This is a genomic window from Rhizobium sp. GW821-FHT14E12, assembly GCF_058803745.1.
The window spans coordinates 1606608-1624640 of record NZ_JBXAPH010000001.1 but is presented as its reverse complement, the minus strand read 5'-3'; the positions used below and the strand labels follow the sequence as shown (position 1 = coordinate 1624640).

4 protein-coding genes are annotated in these 18033 nt (G+C 60.7%); all 4 read left to right on the top strand.

From position 1 onward, the window contains the following. Nucleotides 1-101 precede the first annotated feature (101 nt). The 4 genes from AC1RO0_RS07915 to AC1RO0_RS07900 all read left to right on the top strand — a co-directional run bounded on the left by AC1RO0_RS07915 (nucleotide 102) and on the right by AC1RO0_RS07900 (nucleotide 18033). Nucleotides 102-761 (top strand): invasion associated locus B family protein, encoded by a 660-nt coding sequence (locus AC1RO0_RS07915; RefSeq protein WP_498592306.1) that lies wholly within the window; start codon nucleotides 102-104, stop codon nucleotides 759-761. A 19-nt stretch (nucleotides 762-780) separates the two neighbouring features. Next, entirely contained in the window at nucleotides 781-2532 is a 1752-nt protein-coding gene (locus tag AC1RO0_RS07910; RefSeq protein ID WP_498592305.1) for a ShlB/FhaC/HecB family hemolysin secretion/activation protein, read from the top strand. Nucleotides 2533-2558: 26 nt separating this feature from the next. Further along, complete coding sequence (locus tag AC1RO0_RS07905) at nucleotides 2559-3140, top strand: hypothetical protein (RefSeq protein ID WP_498592304.1); 582 nt, start codon at nucleotides 2559-2561, stop codon at nucleotides 3138-3140. Nucleotides 3141-3639: 499 nt separating this feature from the next. Then, the gene (locus tag AC1RO0_RS07900) at nucleotides 3640-18033 is read left to right on the top strand and encodes a two-partner secretion domain-containing protein (RefSeq protein ID WP_498592303.1); all 14394 of its coding nucleotides are present in this window, start codon (nucleotides 3640-3642) and stop codon (nucleotides 18031-18033) included.

Sequence of the window (18033 nt, the reverse complement as noted above, 5' to 3'; positions counted from 1 at the left end):
GCCACACCTCGTGAGGTGTTTTTTCATGAATTTTGATGATCTGCCGAATGGGCAAGGGCTACCTTGCGCAAGCATACGGCTTTGACTTTGGGAAGTTTTTCATGACGACCGCCAATGCGACGTTTGCAGTCAAGACTCTGGCATCCGCAGTTTTTCTCTCCTCAATGTTGTTCGCATCACTGGCAATAGCTGAAGATCAGTCGGGGGCGACCGCGGGCGCAGGTACCCAGCAGAGTACCAATGCGACAGCAAACGAACAGCAACAGCCGGCTCCGCAGGCCCGCGTGCAGAAGTTTGACGATTGGTATTATCGCTGCGTCGATGGCAAGGCAGCCGATGGTTCGGCTACCGCCAATTGCGAAGTGGCGCAGATCGCGACTGTCAAACAGGGTGAGAAGGACGTCAACATCCTGACCCTGGCAATCGCCAAGGCGCCTGCAACTCCCACGCAAAAGGGCGGGAAGCCGGCGGCAAGTGATCTCGTGCTGACGACGCTCGTGCCACTCAATATGTACCTGCCGGCCGGACTTAGCATCGATGCGGGCGACAAATCTGTGGTTCAGCTTGCCTACCGCAACTGCAACCAGGCCGGCTGCTGGTCACAGCAGAAGCTGGACACCAAGACGATCTCAGCGCTTGCCAAGGCGGCGGATGGGGTTGGTCATGTGCAGATGATGAATGGCCAGAAGGTCAACATCAAGTTCTCACTGAAGGGTCTGTCGGCGGCACTGGATGCGCTGCAGAAGTCTGCCTCCAACTGACGCGAAAGCAGACAGGCTTATGACGTCAGCCCGGCGCCCAGCTGCCCCTCGCCACAATATCGTTCTGACCGCCAGCGCACTGTTGGCGGTAATTTTTGCGATATCGCCTGCAGCCGCCCAGACGCCGAATGACGACTTCGCCCGCCGGCAGGCGCAAGCGGCCGAGCAGCAGCGCCTGGAGACCTTGGGCCGGATGACCCCGAAGCCGGCTCAGACCGAGGCTCAGCAACCGGCCGCATCTGGCGGTCAGAAAGCTGGTACGTGCTTCGCCATCACCCATGTCGAGGTCGAGGGGGTGAAGCAGTTTTCGGCCACCGCTATCGACACGGTGACTGCACCTTATGCGAACCGTTGCGTTGGCGTTGGCGAGATCAACTCGCTATTGCGCGACCTGACGCACCTCTACCTCGATAAGGGCTTTGTCACGTCGCGCGTCTACGTGCCGGCCCAGGATATCGCCGGAACGAAGGTGCTGCGCCTGGTGGCCGTCGAAGGCACGTTGTCCGATATTTACATCAACGGCAAGCCGGCCCCCGGTTCCGGTGTGCTGGCGACTGCCTTTCCCGGTATGAAGGGTCACATCACCAATCTGCGCGATATCGAACAGGGTTTGGACCAGATCAACCGCCTGTCGTCCAACAACGCCAAGACGGCGATGCTGCCGGGAAAGACGGACGGCACATCGATCCTCAACATCGAGAACAAGCCGGACCACCCCTGGCATCTCTCCTTCGGCAACAGCAATCTCGGCCAGGAACAGACGGGATATTCCAAGTCCTCGGCCTCGGTCGGCTATGACAATCTGTTCGGTATCAACGATCAATGGAACTTTTCCTACGAGCATAGCGGCCCGGACTACCCCTGGCGGAACGACGGCGTCGGCAAGAGCAACAGCTATTCCGGCAATGTCAGTGTGCCCTACGGCTACTGGACATACTCGCTGAATGGCTCCTGGTACGGCTATGACAGTTCGGTTCCGGGTAATTTCGGGACACTGGACACATCAGGCAATTCCAAGCAGGTCGGTATCGGCGCCGACCGGGTGATCTTCCGTGACAAGGATTCGATCACCACCCTCAACACTGGCCTGACCTACAAGGAAACCAACAATTTCCTGCTCGGCAGTAGAATAGAGGTCGGCAGCCGCAAATATACGGCCGGGGATCTCGGCATTTCCCATTCCCGCCGCATGCTGGGAGGTCTTTGGGTCTTCGACCTCTCCTACAGCCAGGGACTTAATCTCTTCGACGCCGTTGCACCTGGCGATGCCGGGGCAGGCGACGCCGATCCTCGCTTCTCCAAGTTCAGCGGCACGATCACCGTGACGCGGCCGTTCGAGCTTGCCGAACAGCGCTTCGAGGTTAATTCGATCGTCACTGGACAATATTCCCCCGACAATCTGTTCGGGGCCGAGCAGATCTCGCTTGGCGGCTATTCGTCGGTTCGTGGCACGCGCGAGACCATGCTTTACGGCAATAACGGCTTCTTCGTCCGCAACGACCTGGTCTGGCGTACGCAGCCGTTCGCCGACAACGCAGAGCTTGCGAGGATCTTCGGCGAGTTCCGGCCCTATGTCGGCCTCGACTACGGCCGGATCGCACGCCAAGCGCGCTATCGCATCGATGGCGGCGACATGCTTGGCTGGACGGCTGGCGCCAAGCTTGCCGGCGGACACGTAAATTTCGATATCGGCTATTCGGACATATTGGGCGGCACGGTTGACCGGCATGGCTCCGGGCTTCTGTTCGTCAGCACATCAATAAAATGGTGATTGGGTTATTAGGGAATAGGATAATCATGCAAAGCATCTTCAAACGAATCTCAATGGGGTTTCGCCTCTGTACAATACTGGTTCCAGCATTCGCGGTGGCGTCCTGCGTCACAACCGACCCCCGGTTAATAGCCGCGCTGCAGCAGACCTCGGTGCGGGAGATCCGTATCGAGACGACGCCGGATCTGACCGCATTCCCGGAGAGGGATCAGAAGCTCGCGTCGCAACAGCTTGCGGATGCTACTCGCGTTCTTAAAGCTACTATGACGAAGGATCTGGTCGGCCTGCCGGGCGGACCCGTTCCGGGCCGCTTGGTCGTCACTCTGCATGTCTTCGATGTCACGACCAAGAAGGCTCGCGTCATTGGTGGCCACGATAGCAGCATCGACGGAACGGTAAGGCTGGAAAATGCCCGGACCGGCGAGTTGATCGCTGAGGCCCAGAACATCCACGGTGAAGATCTTTCCATGCGAGGCAGCGGGTACGGCGTCATTGTCGCCGTGGCTGTTAACGCCATGCAAACCTCCGGATCACCCGACGTGATGGCGCAGCGACTGTCAGACTCGTTCACAAGCAAGGTCAAGCAGTGGTTGCTGACAAAGAAATAGCGTCGAGAGCGGTAAGAGCATCGGCTTTGGCCATAGTGAGCATCGCAAACGACATTGCAGTGAAGGCGTGCAACGAGCCGGAAGATAATGCTCGGTCGATCGGTGATCGCAGCTGGAGGCGTCGACGCGTCTGCTGTTAGCCGGCTCGCTGCACGACCACGGCGCCGCAAGACTTGAAGTGCTTGCGGCGAACTATCCGCAATACGTGTTCTCGCCGTATTGCCGATAGCAATGGGTGTAAAATTCACACGGTCTTTACCAAACTCACGCGAACATCCCCAAGTTCGCTCTCTGTATCCGTGTAGAGATTGACGTTCGCCACCAAGTCGATCAAGAAAATTCAATAATATGAGCCGCATGACGCGGCCTGGGCGAGGTGAGATGTAGGCTACATGTTCCGGCGAGAGCCGCGGACGTAGCCCGACCTCAGAAGGGCGAGCGTATCGTGGGCAAATATACGGGGCAGTGGTCTGGCAGATCGTTCAAAAAGCGGATCGCCTTGCAGTCGCCGGTAGGCAACCTTGTTCATCGGCTAGCGCGCCTTGCTCACAAGGTGCTTGCCCTGACGCTGAGCAGCCTCCTGATATTGCAGCCGGCGATTGCCAACGCCCAGTCCGTCTCCGCAAGCACCACCGCACCTGTCGCCAATCAGCCGGGCGTCGGTGCTGCACCGAACGGCGTACCGCTGATCGACATCGTCACGCCGAATTCGTCGGGCCTGTCTCACAACAAATATGATAATTTTAATGTCGGCACGCAGGGCCTGATCCTCAACAACTTCAAAGGCGAAGTTGGCACCTCCAATCTCGGCGGCGCCACGCCTGGTAACCCGAATCTTAATAATTCCAGCCCGGCCTCCGTCATCCTCAACGAAGTCACCAGCGGCAATCGCTCAGCGCTCAACGGTCCGACCGAAGTCTTTGGTGGCCGCGCCGACGTCATCATAGCGAACCCCAACGGAATCTCATGTGCAGGCTGCGGCTTCATCAATACGCCGCATGCGACGCTGACGACCGGCGTTCCCAATATCGGATCTGATGGCAGCCTGACCGGCTTCACCGTCAATGGCGGCGATGTCACCTTCGAAGGGGCGGGTGGGAACTTCGCGGCTGCTCCCGGTGCCGTCGACCTGTTCGATGTCGTTGCCCGCAATATTCACGTCAATGCGCCGATCTACGGCAAGACCCTGCGGTTGACCGGCGGCGCCAGCAAATATGACTATGCCACCGGCGAGGCGACCGCGTTGACCGCCACGTCCGGCACACCGGAATACGCCATCGACGGCTCGGCTCTCGGCGCCATGCAGGCCGACCGCATCAAGATCGTCGTTACTGAGAAGGGCGCCGGCGTCAAGATGAGCGGCGATATGGCCGCCAACGCCGGCGAGCTGTCGCTATCGGCAGACGGCAAGATCTCGATCGGTAATGCCTCGGGCAGCCAGGGTGTGACCATCACCTCGAAGCAAAAGGTGACAGCCGCCAAGGTAACCTCCAAACAGAAGGTCACCGTCCAGGCCGATCAGGGTATCACCCTGCAGTCGGTCGCGGCCGACAGCGATGTCGTGCTTGCAAGCGGTAGTGGGTTGCTCAGCGTTGCCAGTGACGTCAACAGCGGCATGAGCGTGCAGATGAGTTCGGGCGGCGGGATTGCTGCCGGCAGCGTGACGGCGGGCAATGGTGCGGCGACGCTTTCTACCAGTTCCGGCGATATCGCGATTGCTGGTGCTGCCCATAGTACCGGCGATCTCAATCTGATCGCAACATCCGGCTCGATCTCGGCCGCTTTACTGCTGAGCAATAGCAACATCGCACTCAGCGCCGGGCTGGGTATCGCGGTTGTCGGTAACGTACTGGCGCAAGGCAATGTCAGCGCCACCGGCCGGTCGATCTCTTCCGGCATGGTCGTCTCAGGCATCAATATCGCCGCCACCAGCGCCGATCCCAATGGCAATGTCGTGCTCTCAGCGCAATCGCCTGCGATTGTCGCGGGCTCCGCCGGGAATCTCAGCCTGACAGCAACGGGTGGCAATATAGCCACCGGCAATCTGCTGTCGGCGGGAAGCCTCAGCACCAGTGCGACCGGCAATATGACGGTTGGGAGCATCCAGTCGGCCCGTGACCTGACGGTGACCGCAGCCTCGCTGACATCAAGCAATATCACGTCGCACGGGGCGATCGCTGTCAACGCATCGACCAACGTGAGTGGTCAAGTGCTCGGTGCTGGCAACATCCTGATCTCCGGGACTGCCATTCAGGCAGGCGCCATCGCCTCCGGCGTCGACTTCGCCGCCACCAACACGGCCGGCGGCACCCTCGCTGTCGGTCCAGCCGGCACGCTCAATTTGACCGCCACGGCGGGCAATATCGTCGTCGGCACGCTGCTGTCGGCTGGTGATCTGAATGCTCGGGCAGCTTTGCTACAGGCAAACACTCTGACAGGTCACGGCAATGTCGGCATCGCTGGCGGCGTCAGTGTCGCCAACCAATTGCTCAGTGCCGGCGACATCACCATCAACGGCAACGCCAATGGTGTCAGTGCCGATCTTCTTGCGTCCGGCGTCGACTTTGCAGCGACCAAGGCGGCTGGCGGCAATATTGTGGTGGCGAGTAGCGGCGATCTCACTGTCAATGATGGCGCCGGTGGCATACGAGCCGGAACCGTGCTTGCGGCCGGTGCGATCAATGCCGTCGGCCAGACGATCACCGCCGATACCATCACCGGTCATAAGAACATCGCGCTTTCCGGCGCCACGACCGTTACCGGCCAGATCCTCGGGGCCGGTAATGTCAGCGTCTCCGGCCCAACTATCGCGGCCGACGCCATCGTCTCCGGCGTCGACATCGCCGCCACCGATGCGGCGGGAGGGCGCATTATCCTTGGCTCGACGACAACGGCAACCGGCAATCTGAGGCTCGCCGCCTCAGGCTTGCTCAGCGCGGGCACACTCCTGTCTGCGAGCAATCTGGATGCCAGTGGCGTAACGATCACCGCCGGCAATGTCTCGTCGCATGGTGATCTGACGCTTAAGGGCGCCTCGAGCACGACGACTGCAAGCGGTCGCGTGGATGTCAGTGGCCAAATCCTTGGCGCTGGCAATGTCCTGATCACCGGCCAGAGCCTGTCGGCCAAGACGGTCGTCGCCGGCCTCGATTTCGATGCGACGAATGGGACAGGGGGCAATATCGTTCTCGGCCAGGCCACGACGATTGCAGGCAATCGCGCCGGTGACCTGACGGTATCGGTCAACGGCGCTCTCGCTGCGCCGACCATCCAGGCAGCCGGTTCCATCGACGTAAAGGCCGGGAATATCTCTGCCGGCACCATTTTCGGCCACAAGAATATTGCATTGTCCGGGACCACCGCAGTTGACGGTCAGATTCTCGGTGCAAATGACGTCAGCATCTCCGGCTCCAACATCAAGGCCGGCGCCGTCGTGTCCGGCGTCGATTTTGCAAGAACAGCCACGGCCAACGGCAACATTGTCCTGACGACAAGCGGCAATCTTTCGCTGATCTCCGCGGGCAGCCTGACGGCCGGTACGTTGCTGTCGGCCGGCAGCCTCAACGCCGATGGTGCAACCATCACCGCCGGCAACGTTACTGCCCATGGCGCCGTAACGCTCGATGGCGCAACCACCGTTAGTGGTCAGATCCTCGGCGCCGGCAATGTACTGATCACCGGCCAGAGCCTGTCTGCCCAGACCCTCGTCGCCGGCATCGATTTTGACGCTACCAATGCCTCGGGTGGCAATATCGTTCTCGGCCGCGCCGGGGATTTGACTGTGTCAGTGAACGGTGCCGTCGCGGCGCCGACCATACAGGCAGCCGGCGTCATTGATATCAGTGGCGCGTCGGTCGCCGCCGATGCGATCACCGGCCAGAAGGACGTCACTCTTTCTGGCACGGCTGCCCCAGGCGTGGATGTTACTCGTCAAGTGCTTGGCGGCGGTAACGTCGACATCTCCGGCGCGAGCATCAAGGCCGGCACTATTGTTTCCGGCGTCGACTTCGCCAGAACAGCGGCCGCCAATGACAACATCGTCCAGACGACAAGCGGCGATGTTTCGTTGGCGTCTTCGGGTAATATCACCGTCGGTACTCTGCTCTCGGCCGGAGATCTCAGTGCCGACGGCTCAACCATCAGCGCCGAAAGCGTCACGGCGCATGGCGATGTCACGCTTGATGGTGCAACCGCTATAAGCGGCCAAATCCTTGGGGCCGGGAATGTGCTCATCACGGGCCAGAGCCTGTCCGCCCGGACCATTGTCTCAGGCGCAGACTTCGATGCCACCAACGCGGCCAATGGCAATATCGTCCTTGGCCAGACCGGCAACTTGACGGTGTCAGTCAATGGCGCCGTTGCGGCGTCGACCATGGAGGCAGCCGGCGCCATCGATACACGCGGCGCATCCATCACTGCCGAAGCGATCACCAGCCACAAGGACATCACCCTTTCCGGTATGACCGGCACGACGACGGGAGGCGGTCGCGTGGATATCACCAGCCAGGTCCTTGGCGGCGGCGACGTCAGCATCTCCGGCTCCAGCATCAAGGCCGGTGCAATTGTCTCCGGTGTCGATTTCGCGAGGACGGCGACTGCGGGCGGCAATATCGTTTTGACGACGAGCGGCGATCTCTCGCTGACCTCGACGGGTAGCCTGACGGCGAGCACGCTTCTGTCGGCTGATCAACTCAACGCCAATGGCGCAACCATCACCGCCGGCAATGTTACAGCCCATGGCGCTGTAACGCTTGATGGCGCGACCAGTGTTCGCGGCCAGATTCTCGCCGCCCGCAATGTGCTGATCACCGGCCAGAGCCTTTCGGCGCAGACCCTCGTCGCCGGCATCGATTTTGACGCTACCAATGCCTCGGATGGCAATATCGTTCTCGGCCAGGCCGGCGACTTGACGGTGTCCGTCAATGGTGCCGCAGCAGTGTCGACCATACAGGCAGCTGGCGCCATCGATGCAAGCGGAGCAACGCTTGTTGCTGATGCGATCACTGGCCACAAGGACATAACTCTTTCCGGTGCCACGGCCATTAATCGTCAGATCCTGGGTGGAAGGGATGTCAGTGTCTCCGGCTCGAGCATCAAGGCCGGCACTGTCGTTTCTGGTGTCGATTTCGCTGCAACCGCAGCCGCCAATGGAAACATCGTCCAGTCGACAAGCGGGAACCTGACGCTTGCTTCGGCCGGTTCAGTGGACGCCGGCACGCTGCTGTCGGCCGGCGATCTCAGTGCCGCCGGTACGACTGTCAGCGCTGATAGCGTTACTGCCCATGGCGACATCACGCTTGATGGCGCCACCACCGTCGGCGGCCAGATTCTCGGCGCCGGCAATGTCCTGATCAAGGGTCAAAGCCTGTCCGCCCAGACGGTCGTTGCTGGCATCGACTTCGATGCCAGCAATGCGGCCAGTGGCAATATCGTTCTCGGCCAGGCCGGGGATCTGAGCGTGTCGGTGAACGGCGCCGTTGCGGCGCCGACCATACAGGCGGCCGGCGTCATTGATATCAGCGGCGCGTCCGTCGCTGCCGACGCGATCACGGGCCAAAAAGATATCTCCCTTTCCGGTGCCACGACCGTAAATCGTCAAATCCTGGGTGGAGGGGATGTCAACATCTCCGGGCCAAACATCAAAGCCGGCACCATCGTCTCTGGCGTCGATTTCGCTGCAACAACTGCCGCTAATGGCAACATCGCACTCGCCAACAGCGGTGATCTGAACCTTGCTTCAACAGGCAATATCAACACCGCTACACTGCTGTCGGCTGGCGATCTCAAGGCTGCCGGCTCAACCTTGGCCGCCGATACCGTCACGGCGCATGGCACTGTCACGCTCGATGGTGCAACCACCGTGAGTGGTCAAATTCTCGGTGCGGGCAATGTCTTGATCACCGGTCTGAGCCTGTCTGCCCAGACGGTTGTCTCTGGCATCGACTTCGATGCAACCAATGCGGCCGGCGGCGATATCATTCTTGGTCATGCTGGCGATTTGACCGTGTCGGTCAGCGGCGGTGCGGCGGCTTTAAAACTGCAGGCAGCCGGCGCCATCGATGTCAGTGGCACGTCCATCACCGCTGATGCGATCACAGGCCATAAGGACATCACTCTTTCCAGCACGGCTGCCGGCGGCGTAGATGTGAGCGGCCAGATTCTCGGCGGTAACGATGTTGCCATTTCGGGCCGGAGCATAACGGCCGGCACCATCGTCTCCGGTGTCGATTTTGCCAGAACAGCGGCCGCCAATGGCAACATCGTCCAGACGGTAAGCGGTGACGTTTCGCTGATCTCCACCGGCGATATCACCGTCGGCACGCTGCTGTCGGCCGGCGGTCTCACCGCCGAGGGCGCCAATCTCAAGGCGGCCAGCTTGACCGCCCATGGTGACACAGACCTGAAGGCCAGCGGCACTGGCGCAAGCGGTCGCGTTGACATCAGCGGCCAGGTGCTGTCGGCAGGCGCTCTCTCGGTCAACGCAAACAGCCTCAACGCCGGCCTTCTCGTTTCTGGCGTCGATTTTGCGGCGACCGGGGCCAGCGGCGGTAATATCAAGCTTGCCAACTCCGGCGCCACGGACCTCACCGTCTCCGGTAACGCCACTGCCGGCACGATCCTTTCGGCTGGCGATGTCACGGCGACGGCGGCCAATCTCACGGCCGATAGCATCACCAGTCACGGCAAAGTCGGCATTACCGGCAACGTCGATGCGACGAGCCAGGTTCTCGCAGCCGGCAACATCGCCATCAATGGCGGCAGTATCACCGCGCCGGTTCTGATCTCCGGCATCGACTTTGCCGCCACCAACGCTGCTGGCGGCAATATCGTGCTGGGTTCGTCCGGCACCATAAATCTGACCGCCTCGGGCAATATCGTGGCTGGAACGATCCTGTCTGTCGGCGATCTCACGGCGAAGGCAGTGAATCTAACCGCCGACAGCATCACGAGCCATGGAAAGGTCGGCATTACCGGAGACGTCGCTGTCTCCAATCAGATCCTCTCCGCGAGCAACCTCGCCATTAACGGCGGTAGCATCAGCGCACCAACGCTGATCTCGGGCATCGACTTTGCTGCCACCAACGCCGCCGGTGGCAGCATCGTGTTGGGGCAGGCCGGCGACATGACGCTTGCAGCGTCCACGAAGCTATCCGCGCAAACCATGCTGGCGGCCGGCAGCATCAATGCCAACGCCACCGATATCTCCGTCGCGTCTGTCACTGGCCACAAAGATATCACCCTTGCCGGCAGCAGCAGCGTCAATGTCACGGGCCAGCTCCTCGGCGCCAACGACGTCTCGCTCTCCGGCCAGACCGTCCAGCTTGGCCAGGCCATCAGCGGTGTCGACTTTGCCGCCACCGCGCAATCATCAAACGGTGCCATCGCTCTTCGAGGAAGCGGCGATCTCGACATCAATGCAGGAAGCGCCACCGCCAGCACACTGATCGTTGCGGGCACCCTCGACGCCGTGGCTAATTCGGTCACTGCCGGGAACATTACAAGCCACGGCGCAGTCTCGATCGGTTCGTCCACCAACCCTGGAGCGGTCAAGATCAACGGCCAGCTCCTCGGTGCAAGCGGTGTCTCGATCACCGGCTCTGCTATTAGCGGCAATGTCATCGCGGCCGGGGTCGATTTTGCGGCGACGAACCAATCGGGGGCAGGTAATGTCATCCTTGGCCAGACTGGCAACCTAACGCTCACCGCAACGGCGGGAGATATCGCGTTCAACAGCCTGCTCGCTGCGGGGACCATCACCGCCAACGCAGCAAACAATGTCAGCACCAATGCGGTTGCCCATGGCGATCTGGCCATCAGCGCCGGCAACGCCATTACGCTCAAGGGCCAATCGCTCGGTACCGGCAACGTCAACCTCAACGCCCGGTCGATCAATATCGATACGCTGGTATCCGGCGTAGATTTCGCCGCCACCAAGGCATCATCGACCGGCGGCCTCATGCTGCGGCGTGCGGGTACGATGACTTTGTCGGCCTCAAACGGCAGCATCAATGCCAATTCTCTGCTCTCCGGCGGCAATCTTGCCGCCACGGCCACGCAAAATATCGGCTATTCCAGCCTGCAGAGCCTTGGCAACGCTGCCCTCACAGCGCCTGGCAGCATCGCCTATACCAGCACCACCCGCGTCGGCGGTAATCTGACGCTCAACACAGGTGCGCTGGATCTGTCCGGCGCCAGGGGGAGCAAGATCGCCGGCGGCGGCACACTGATCGTCAACGCATCATCGGCCAATCTGTCGGGCAGCAATCTCGTCTTCGGCGGCCTGGCGCTCAATCTTTCCGGCAGCGCCGATCTCTCCAACGCGCAGGTCAGTACCGTTACCAATGCTGGCGGTTCCGGCGACATCGCCATCTCGGCTGCCGGTGGTCTCACGACCAACGCCAATACCGAGCTGCTCGCGGCGCATGATTTGACGCTGACCCTGCCATCGCTCGGCAATACCGGGCAATTGGCAGCCGCCAATAACGTTACCTTCAACATCGCCGGCGATTTCAACAATACGCCGTCCGGTCTCGTCTTTGCTGGTAACAACGCCAATCTCTTCGTCGGCGGCACGCTCAACAACAATCAGGGTGCGATCCTATCCGGCAACGGGCTCACCATTGCAGGGCCTGGTGGCGGTCAGCGCAATGGCGCCGTCGTCAATTCCGCGGGCCTCATTCAGTCCGGCGGCACCATGTCGATCCTGACCAATACGCTGATCAACACCACGACGTCGACACCGGCGATCCAGCGCAATGTGCAGATCTCCAATACGATCCTGTCGCCCTATGATGTAATAACCGAGACAACCCGATGCGTTACGCGGTGCAATGGCTCGGGCGATCATGACGGACCGACTTACGAGACGGTCCAGACTATCGATCATCTGGTCAGCCAGCTTATTGCCGAGGACCAATTGACGGCGGGTGCTGGTGCTGACGCCAAGATCCGTGCCGGTGGCAACCTGACGATCAACGCGACCAATCTCGACAATTCCTACAGCTCGATCAAATCCGACGGCGACATGGCGCTCACGGTCGGGGGAACGCTGACCAACGAGGGCGCAACGCTGAACCGCACGGTCACAACGACCTGCGACAGCTCGACGCCCTGCCAATATTACCCTGATGTCGCCTCCCCCGGCAGCACGGGCGGACTGGATTGTAGCGGCCCCAACCGGGGTTGTATCGACCGCACTGTTCCTACGGTCAATTATTCGGATAACCCCAACGGCACACGCGACCCATCGAAGGATCTGGCGGCCGGCACCGCAGTGAGCGTCCAGGCCATTGGCGTCCTGTCGGGCGTCATCCAGGCGCGGGGCGCACTCAATATCTCCGCCGGCGCGGTCAACAACGTCGCTTCCAACGGTTCGATCGCAGGGCAAGTGGCAATCGACGCGCCGGCAACTGCGAACAATCCGCTTGGCGCCCTGAACAGCATGACGGCCGGCGGCGCCCTGTTCAACGTTAACGCCGCTCTTACAGGTGTGGCAGCCAACGGCAGCGTAACAGCTGGCAGCGGCCCGTCACTGGCAAACGGCGGCCTGACGGTCGGTTCCGGTCCGGCCATCAATGGTAATAGCCTTGCAGTTGCCGGCGCGACGTCGATCGGTGGCAACAATCTGACCGTGGCCGGCGGTGCTTCGGTCAACGGCAGCAACCTGACGGCTGGCGGTGCCTCGATCAGTGGCAGCAGTCTGACGGCAGCCGGCGGTGCCTCGGTCAGCGGCAACGGCGTCACGGCGGCGACCGGCCCCTCGATCGGTTCGAACACCCTGACGGCGGGTGGCGCTTCGATCAACCCCAACAGCCTGATGGGCAAGCTCACCGCTGCTATCGGCAACAGCGGCAATCTCACCCAGATCCTGCAGGTGAATGGCGCTCAGCTTGCCGCGCTTGCCAAGCCGCAGTCGGGCGGGGTCGGAGGCACCGTGCCGGGACAGGTCTTCCTGTTCGAGACGCGGGCGGCCTTCCTCGACGTCTCCAAATTTTATGGTTCCGGCTATTTCATCGACCGGATTGGTTATACGCCCGAGACCAAGGTTCCCTTCCTGGGTGACGCCTATTTCGACAACCAGCTCGTCGACGAGCAGATGCGGCAACTGGTCGGCGACGGCCTTGGTGCTGGCTCCTTCGTGCCCGGCAACAACGCCACCGATCAGATGAAGACGCTGCTCGATAACGGCGTTGCCTATGCCGAGGCGAACGGACTTGGCCTTGGGCAGGCGCTCAGCCCCGAGCAAGCGGCCAATCTCACCCAGTCGATGGTGATCTACCAGACCGAAGTCGTCGATGGTGCGTCGGTGCTGGTGCCCGTCGTTTATCTCTCGGCCGCCGATCGGGCAAAGACCACGTCCGCCGCCACCATCGCCGGCAATACCGTCAGCATCGACGCTGGCTCCGTCGACAATTCCGGCGCGATCGCCGCGGCCGACGGCATGACCATCAACGCCACCGACATCAAGGCGAATGGCGGTGCCTTCCTTGCCGGCGGCAATATGAACCTGAATGCCTCCAACGGCATCACGCTCGCCGCGCAGACCATGAACATCGGCGGCCAGACGATCGTCGCTGCCAATGGCGGCATAACAGCCGGTGGCAGCCTGAAGGTCGATGCCGGCGCCGGCAGCCTGACACTTGCCGGCACCAAGGTGACGAGCGGTGGCTCCGCACAGCTCTCCGGTCAGACTGTGACAGTCGGGGCTGTGAAACAGGATAATGGCGGCGTCCAGACGCTGGTTGGCACGACGGTGACGACGGGCGGCGATCTCAGCATCGCCGGCGCAAGCGGCGTCAACATTATCGCAAGCTCCGCCAAGGCCGGCGGCGATCTCTCCGTCCTCTCCACGAACGGTGCGGTCAACATCATCTCTGCCGGTGTGGAAAACACTGTGCTCGGCAAGGATCGGTTGAGCCTTGCCGAAGGAGGCACCACCACCAAGACCACCAGCCAGACGCAGCAGGGATCGTCGCTTGTTTCTGGCGGCACCATGCTCGTATCTGGCGACCAGGGTGTTCTGATCGGCGGCTCGTCGCTCGATGCCGGCGGCAATCTCGGCATCGTCTCGCAGAACGGCAATATCGCCATCACAGCCTCCCAGGATCAGACGAGTTCGAGCTCGAAGACCAAGGCTGGCTCGGCCAACGACTACAAGAGCGGAAGTTCGTCCTCGACCTCGGTCACCAGCAACGGTTCGTCGATTACCTCGCAAAACGGCAACGTGAGCGTCCAGGCCGACAAGGGCGATATCAGTGTCATCGGCTCGGATATCGATGCCAAGGGCGGCACGGCCACCCTCAGCGCCAAGGGCGATGTCACTATTGGCGAGGCAACCGGCATTGCCTCGTCGTCCAGCAAGTCCGGCTCGAAGAAAGCGAGCGAGGCGACGACGACGGCAGAGGGCTCGTCGGTTTCCGGCCAAACCGGGGTCAATATCGCCTCAACCGGCGGTAACGTTACGATCTCGGCCTCCGACGTCACGGCCGGTGATGCCACGCACATAGCCGACGCCAATATCCAGGCCGCCGGCAACATCGTCATCGCCTCCGGCAAGGACACGGACGAAACCACCTCCGACAGCAAGAAGAGCGGCTTCCTGTCGTCCTCGAAGACCCACACCCATACCTACGACGAGACCAATGTTGGATCGTCGATCTCGGCAACGGGCAATGTCAATGTTAACGCCGCCAATGAGGCCGTTGTTTCCGGCTCAAGTATGGCGGCGGGCAACAATCTCAGCCTCTCGGGCTCGACCGTTACCGTCATGGGGGCAGAGGAAGAACACGAGAGCGACAAGCAGACCAAGAAATCCGGCATTGGCGTGGGCTCTGGTGGCGGGTTTATCTCGATCTATGGCAGCCACAGCAAGACGATCAGCGAGAGTTCGACCGACAATGTTGGATCGCAACTTTCCGCCGCCAATGGCAATGTCAATCTGACGGCAACGGCGGGCGATCTCAACGTCATCGGCTCGTCGATCACGGCAAACATGGGCGACGTGACTGGTATCGCTTCCGGCAACATCAACATCCTGCCCGGCCATGAAAGCACCGAGAGCTCAAAGGACGACAAGCGCTCCGGCTTCGGCCTTCAGGTATCGGCCAGCAGTTCTGGAGTCTCGATCGGCATCGGGGCAGGTCGCTTCACCGACAAGACGACCCAGAGCTCCGACACCAATGCGGTATCGACGATCAAAGCCGGCGGCGATATCACCCTCAAGGCGGGCGATACCTTCAACGATCAGGCCGGCCAGATTTCTGCCGGTGGCAATGTCACCATCTTCGGCCAGAACGGCGTCAACTTCCTTTCTGGCAATGATGTCAGCAACTTCGACCAGGTGGCCACCAGCTTCTTTGCCGGCGTCAGCCTCGGTGTATCCTCAGGCATCCTCAGCGCCGGACAAAGTGTGCAGAACCTGGCATCGAAGATCGGCAATGTCACGGACGGCTACTCGGCAGCCAACGCCGCCTTTGCCGGCATGAAGGCTTATGACGCGCTGTCGAGCCTTTCCGACGGCCTGAAAGCCGGCAACCTCGCCTCGATTTCGCTGACGGCGGGCTTCACCTATTCGAAGACGGAGACATCTCTCACCACCTCGACGCCGGTCGTGCCGACAATCAGCGCCAGCTCGGTCGATATCTCGACAAATGGCGACTTTGTTAGCCGCGGCCTGCAAATCTCGGCCTTGGCCAGCTCCGACCATGCCGATGATCCAGACAATGGCAGCGTGTCGATCTCGGCCAATAATATTGATATGGGCGGCGCGTGGGCATCGAGTGAGGCTTCCAGCAGCAGCAAGTCGGCGGGGGCCAGCATCGGCGTCTCTGTCGGCGTCGGTGCTGGCAGCGTGACCGGCATCACTCCGACCGGCAGCGTTTCGGCCGGACAGTCGAAGTCGAGTTCCACCTCGACGACGCCTGTGGTGTCGGTCGTTAGTGCCTCGAACGGCATCACCTTCACGTCGAAGGGCAACACGACGCTCGACAACACGATTTTCTCGGTAGGCACGATCATCGGGGCTGTCGGCGGCGATCTTTCCATCGTCTCGACGCCTGGCACCGGCAGTCAGTCCAATAGCTCACAATCCCTCGGCTTCTCCTTCACCGGCCCGACGCTTGGCAAGAGTGACGACGGTTCGCCACTGCTGACGACGGACAACGCCAAGACGGCGCTCGGTGGCCTGACGCTCGGCGGCGTGCAGCCGGGCTTCGGAAAGGGCAGCGGCTCGACCAGCTGGATTGATCAGCCGTCCGGCCTCTACTCAACCGGCGACCAGACCATCACCGTCGGCGGCAACACCAACCTGGCCGCCTCCGGCCTGATCTCCAGCGATGGACAGGTCAATCTCGACACCGGCACGCTGACCTGGTCGGACTTTGTCGGCACGCAGAAGTATCAGGGCTATCAGGTCGATGCCAATATCGACCTCTACAGCGGCAAGGACGCCAACGGCAAGACGCAGAACAACAGCAGTGCGCAGGGCAAGTATCAACTCGATGATGTCGAGCAGTCCGTCAAGGCGACCATCAGCGGCAGCGGCAGCGGGGGCGCCGGTAATATCACCATCCGCAATCCCGACCAGCAGGCCTCGCTTGAGCAGAACGGCACGACCCGGTCGGTGGATCAGATCAACAGCGATCCGGCCCAGCAGAGCGTCATCACCAAGGACAAGCATATCGATCTGGAACCGTATGTTTCGGTGCAGAGTTTGAAGGGGGCGGTGGCCGCAGGCAAGACGATCGAACAGGCGATCGGTGACGCTCTTGCCAAAATGGCGGGGGATAAGAAACTTTCGCCGGAAGACCTGCGATCGGCAGCAGCACTCTCCGCTTATCGGAACGATCCGAAAGTACTGGCCGCGCTGGCGAGCTGCGGCCAGCATGGCGAAATCAAACACAGCATTTTCGACTGGCTGATCACGCCCGCTTACGCCGACTCGATGAGTTGCGTCATCAACACAGCCAGCGGCAGTTACGTTATCTCACCGGATGCCGCGCAGAGCTGCCTGCAGTTGTTCCAGAACGTGACAAAGATGGTCGTCGCAGATGCAACAATCGGAGGGACTGTTGTTGCCGGCCTATTGACGGGAGGCTTCCTTCTCATGTCGGCGACCTCAACCGCCGGCGCCATTGATGAGACTAAATCGCTCAGCGATGGGACGGTTGTCCATTTGATGGGGCAGACTGGCGAGTTGAGGCGCACGGCAACCATTACGTTGCCTGATAAGAGCACCATATCGCTGACGCTACAAATTACCGGCAATGGTGGATTTGAAATAATGTCGGGTACTGCTTTGGGCGGTATCATGCCTGCGTCAATGCTTGACGCTCTGGCCCAACAGATTTCCCAGCAAAGCGGAATGGACGTCGTCTATAATCAGCAGAGCGGGTCGAACGGTGGGATTGGTCACAATGGTGGTCCGCCGCTTGATGATGCGGGTGTGAGTACCAATCAACCAAATGGCGGAAATAATAATGGCGGCGGACCGCAACTCGTCATCGTTCCGCCCGGCGCTGGTAATAATTCGTCTCAAAACGACAGCGCCAGTATCCCACCCTCCATCCTGGGGACTGACGGCAGTCTACCGCCGGGAATTGGCGGACGTGGTACACCGATTCCAATGCCAGTTAGCGCGAATCCAGATGCAACTGCGGAACAATTTGCTACAGCGGCATTTAATGGCCAAGCTCCAACAAGAGTAGTTAACAATATAACCGGTCAAGGGAGCTGGGTGGCCATCATGCCCGATGGGACTGCAATTACTTATAGGCCGGCAGGTCAGGCATCTTCGCAAACCGATCCAACAACTGCTACAGTTGAAATTAATAGTTCCGCGATAAAGTCAATTAATAATGGAAATGTGGCGAAGTTCAAATTTCCAGGACAGTGA

Coding starts and splice junctions, on each gene's coding strand:
- AC1RO0_RS07905 (WP_498592304.1), top strand. CDS start 2,559: ATGCAAAGCATCTTCAAACGAATCTCAATGGGGTTTCGCCTCTGTACA.
- AC1RO0_RS07915 (WP_498592306.1), top strand. CDS start 102: ATGACGACCGCCAATGCGACGTTTGCAGTCAAGACTCTGGCATCCGCA.
- AC1RO0_RS07910 (WP_498592305.1), top strand. CDS start 781: ATGACGTCAGCCCGGCGCCCAGCTGCCCCTCGCCACAATATCGTTCTG.